General features: G+C 62.5%; 4 protein-coding genes. 3 read left to right on the top strand and 1 reads right to left on the bottom strand.

The window, feature by feature from the left end; translation table 11 throughout:
* From WA989_RS18650 to WA989_RS18640, 3 genes are all read left to right on the top strand, one after another.
* The coding region (locus tag WA989_RS18650; protein WP_424341973.1) for a TonB-dependent receptor at positions 1 to 1,054 on the top strand (1,054 nt) is incomplete at its 5' end.
* Positions 1,055 to 1,142: 88 nt separating this feature from the next.
* Complete coding sequence (locus WA989_RS18645) at positions 1,143 to 2,006, top strand: alpha/beta fold hydrolase (RefSeq protein ID WP_424341972.1); 864 nt, start codon at positions 1,143 to 1,145, stop codon at positions 2,004 to 2,006.
* Positions 2,003 to 3,298: a spinster family MFS transporter gene (locus WA989_RS18640; RefSeq protein ID WP_424341971.1), complete on the top strand. Its 1,296-nt coding sequence runs from the start codon at positions 2,003 to 2,005 to the stop codon at positions 3,296 to 3,298. Before WA989_RS18645 ends, WA989_RS18640 begins: the two co-directional genes overlap by 4 nt.
* Here the strand turns inward: WA989_RS18640 and WA989_RS18635 are convergent.
* Positions 3,295 to 4,416, bottom strand: a 1,122-nt coding sequence (locus WA989_RS18635) for a xanthine dehydrogenase family protein molybdopterin-binding subunit (RefSeq protein WP_424341970.1), incomplete at its 5' end; no start/stop codon positions are given. The two genes, WA989_RS18640 and WA989_RS18635, sit on opposite strands and share 4 nt — an antisense overlap.

Here is a 4,416-nt window from a genome sequence, read left to right as displayed (position 1 = left end):
CTCCCTCGGCGCGCGTTATACCGAAGACACCAGAACGTCCCAGGTGCTGCGCCGGACTTATATCGGCGGCTTCTCCGAATTCTTCGGCGGCAATCCGACGCTGATCGCGACGACGTCCGACTTCAATGGCGAGGCCGATTTCGATGATTTCAGCCCGCGCGTGTCCGTCAGCTACAAGCCGACGCCGGACTCCAACCTCTACGCAACCTATTCGCAGGGCTTCAAGGGCGGCTCGTTCGACCCGCGTGGCCAGACCACGGCGGCGCCTGACCTCGACCAGGACGGGACCGTGTCCGAACAGGAAATCTACCAGTTCATGCAGTTCGACCCGGAAGAGGTGGATTCCTACGAAGTCGGCTACAAGGCGAGCCAGCTCGGCGGACGCGTCAATTACAGCCTCGCGGGCTTCTATTCCGACTATAAGGATGTTCAGGTGCCAGGCTCGATCGGTGTCGATACCGATGGAGACGGCGTCAATGACAGCTTCTCGGGTGTCACCACCAATGCTGGCGCCGCGACCATCTGGGGCGTCGAGTTCGAAGGCACGGCAACCGTCGCAGAAGACTTCGCCAATGCCGGCGACCTTCTCAACCTTGGCTGGTCTGTCGGTTATCTCGATGCGCAGTATGACGAGTTCATCGATGCGTTCGGCAATGACGTCTCCGACCAGCGCGTCATCCAGAATACGCCGGACTGGACGGCAAACGGCCGGGCCTCCTATGACACACCCTTCCAGGGCGGCAACCTCTTGCTCAATACGCAGGTTTCCTATCGCGGCGATTCAAGCCAGTTCGAAGTGGCCAACCCGTTCCTCGACCAGGAAGCGTTCGCCCTCTGGGATGCGAGCGTGCGCTGGGAGACGGCAGATGGCCGCTGGGGCTTCAGCCTGACCGGCAAGAACCTCACCGACGAGGAATATATCGTGGCCGGCTACAACTTCGTCACGGTCAATGCCGACGGTACCTTCACACCGACGCTCGGCCTTGAAGGTACGCTGACAGCCTTCTATGGCGATCCGCGCACGGTGACAGCGGGTATCGACTACAAATTCTAGATCCGCTGTTCCTCCCCGGCGGTACTTGCAAGGACGGCGCTCAATCGGCGCCGTCCACTCTTTTCGCCGCAAGACGTGCGAGCTTGCCATGACAGACATTCAATACAGATCCGCCGACGGGCTTGAGCTTTATGCCCGCGCCTATGGCCCGGAGGATGCGCCGCTGAGCGTGCTTTGCATGCATGGGCTGACGCGCAATCACAAGGATTTCGAGCCGATGATTGCGGCGCTCGGCGGGCGCTATCGCTTCATCGCGGTCGATGTGCGCGGGCGGGGCCATTCGGCCTATTCAACGGATTCCGCGCAGTACACCCCGGCCGTCTATGCGGGCGACATGGTGCAGCTTCTTGATCATCTGAAGCTTGAAAAGGCTGCCCTGATCGGCACGTCGATGGGCGGGCTGATGTCCATGGTGATGGCCAAGATCGCGCCCGAACGGATCAGTGGGATCGTGCTTAATGATGTCGGCCCGACGGTCGAAGCGGCAGGGCTCAAGCGGATCGCTGGCTATGCCGGCAAGGGCGCGCCCATGGCGAGCTGGGAGGCGGCGGCGGAGGCCACCGCCAACAGCCAGCGGCTCGCCTTTCCCGATTACGGCAAGGACCATTGGCTCGCCTTCGCAAAGCGCACCTGCCGCGTCAGCGATACAGGCGAGATATGCCTCGACTATGATCCGGCGATCACGGCGACCCTTGGCGAAGTCAAACCGAGCCTGATGACGCGGATCGCCATGTGGCGGCTGTTCAATTCGCTTAAGGCCTTTCCGCTTCTCATCATTCGCGGCGAGACCTCCGATGTGTTCTCGCAAAAGACCGCTGACCTCATGATGAAGCGCCATCCTGATGCAAAATTCGTCGGCATTGCCGGCCGGGGGCATGCGCCGATGCTCGACGAGCCTGCTGCCGTGACCGCAATTTCCGACTTCCTCAAACGCCTGGAGACTTCGTCATGAGCGCCGTCAGACAGGAGAAACGCGGGCTCGCGCAGGGGCGGACATGGGTGCTGATCGTGCTGACGCTGGTCTACACGTTCAACCATGTCGACAGGCAGATCCTGATCACGGTGATCGAGCCGATCAAGGCCGAATTCGGCCTGTCGGATGAGCAGATCGGTATTCTGACGGGCCTCGCCTTTGCTGCGCTTTATGCAACGCTCGGCATCCCTGTCGCGATGTGGGCGGACCGGGGCAACCGTCGCAATATCATCACGCTGGCGCTGACCATCTGGTCCGGCATGACGGCGCTGACGGGTCTGGCGCAGAATTTCGTGCATCTCTTCCTGGCGCGTATGGGTGTCGGGATTGGCGAGTCCGGTGGCACGCCGCCTGCGACCAGCATGATCGCCGACCTCTATCCCCCGCAGCAGCGCGCCTTCGCGCTCGGTGTCTACACGACCGGCATCGGCTTCGGCATCATGATCGGCTACATCCTCGGCGCGTTTGTCTATGCCCAGTTCGGCTGGCGCGCGGCCTTTTTTGCCGCCGGTATCCCGGGTCTCTTGCTGGCCCTGCTTGTGCGCTTCACGGTGAAAGAGCCGGTGCGCGGTTTCTCTGATGATTTCAACTCCAGCGAAGACGCGCCCGGCTTTGGCGAGACGCTGAAATTCATGCTGAGCCAGCAGAGCTATATGCTGATCCTGCTCGGATGCCTGATGATCTGCATCTCGGCGAATGCGTTCGTGGCGTTCACATCCAGCTATCTGCAACGGACCTTCGATGTGACGGTTGCGGATGTGTCCCTGCCGCTTGGCCTCCTGATCGGCGGTGTGGGCGGACTTGGGGCGATGGTGCTCGGCGCGCTGTGCGACCGGCTCTCGGCAAAGGATTTGCGCTGGCGCCCTTGGATGGTTGCCGCCTGTAGCGCCGCCGCGCTGCCTTTCGCCTGGATGATGCTGAGCGCACGCAGTGTCGAGATGGCCTATCTCTGGAACATTGTGCCGAGCTTTGTCGGCCTGATCTATGCCTCGATTGCCTATACCGCGACGCAGGAGCTGGTGAAGGTGCGCATGCGCTCTGTCGCTGCCGCTTTCACCCTTTTCAGCCTGACCCTGATCGGCATTGGCGGCGGCCCATGGATCGCAGGCCGGATCAGCGACATGTTCCTGGCAGCAGGCAATCCCGCGCCGCTGGCCTCGGCCCTGAAAGTCATCCTCGGCTTCAACGCAGCAAGCATAATCTGCCTCGCCCTTGCAGGCCGCACTTACCGGGCCGATGTCGCGCGCGCCGCGGCAAAATCGGTCGCCTAGGCGAGCGCTTCGAGGATGTCGCGGATGTGGATCGGGTAGCGTTTCGGGCGCACGCCCGTGGCATGCCAGACGGCATTGGCAATCGCGCCGACCGTGCCGGTGATCCCGATCTCGCCAACGCCTTTAACGCCGAGCGCATTGGCGTGCGGGTCTTCTTCGTGGACGAGGATGGATTCGACGGACGGCACGTCCGCCAGAACCGGCACGTGATAGCCGGCGAAATCATTGTTCATGGGCCGGCCGGTGCGCGTGTCGTGGAGGCCTTCCTCATGCAGGGCGAAGCTCAGCCCCCAGATCATGCCGCCATTGAGCTGGCTCTTGGCAAGGCGCGGATTGATGATCCGGCCGGCTGCAAACGCACCGACCATGCGGGTCACGCGGATCTGGTAAAGGTCCGGATCGATTTTCACTTCAGTGAACACCGCGCCATGTGAATACATCGCATAGGTCTCGGCGGCTGACTTGTCGCGGTGGCTGCGGCCCTTGCCCTCGATCTTCGAGACGCCGGCGCGTTTGAGAATGTCGGCATAGGTCTCGCCCTGGGCTTCATCATCAATGCGGTGCAGGCGGCCATTCGTGGCGCGAACGCCTTCATTTCCGGCGCCATAAAGCGGGGAGTCAGGGGCCTTCATGGCAAGGTCTGCGAGCTGGCGGACAGCATCGCTGCCCGCCGCAAAGAGCGCGCCGCCGGCAGAGGCGGTATGCGCCGAGCCGCCTGCGACGCTGCCATCGGGCAGACCGGAATGGCCAATGTCGAACTCTATCTGATCGGCCGGCAGGCCGAGACCGTCGGCGGCCATTTGCGACAGCGCCGTCCACGCGCCCTGGCCCATATCTGCGCCGGAGGTGTAGGCGGCGGCTGTGCCATCATCACGGATGATGGCGCTGGCTTTTGCCGGGAAGAAGGGCGCATGGAAGATGGCCGTGCCCATGCCCCAGCCAGTGAGGAGCCCGTCTTCGTCGCGCATCTGGCCGGGTTTTAGCGGCCGGTCCTTCCAGCCAAATCTGGCCGCGCCTTCGGAATAACATTCGCGAAGCGCTTTCGCAGAGTATGGCTTGCCGGAGGCCGGTTCAGTGTCAGCATAGTTCAGCAGCCGAAACTCGAGCGGGTCCATGCC

This window comes from Henriciella sp. (assembly GCF_049649345.1).
Classification (GTDB): Bacteria; Pseudomonadota; Alphaproteobacteria; order Caulobacterales; family Hyphomonadaceae; genus Henriciella.
This window is presented reverse-complemented; position numbering and strand designations above follow the sequence as displayed.

Coding starts and splice junctions, on each gene's coding strand:
- WA989_RS18645 (WP_424341972.1), top strand. CDS start 1,143: ATGACAGACATTCAATACAGATCCGCCGACGGGCTTGAGCTTTATGCC.
- WA989_RS18640 (WP_424341971.1), top strand. CDS start 2,003: ATGAGCGCCGTCAGACAGGAGAAACGCGGGCTCGCGCAGGGGCGGACA.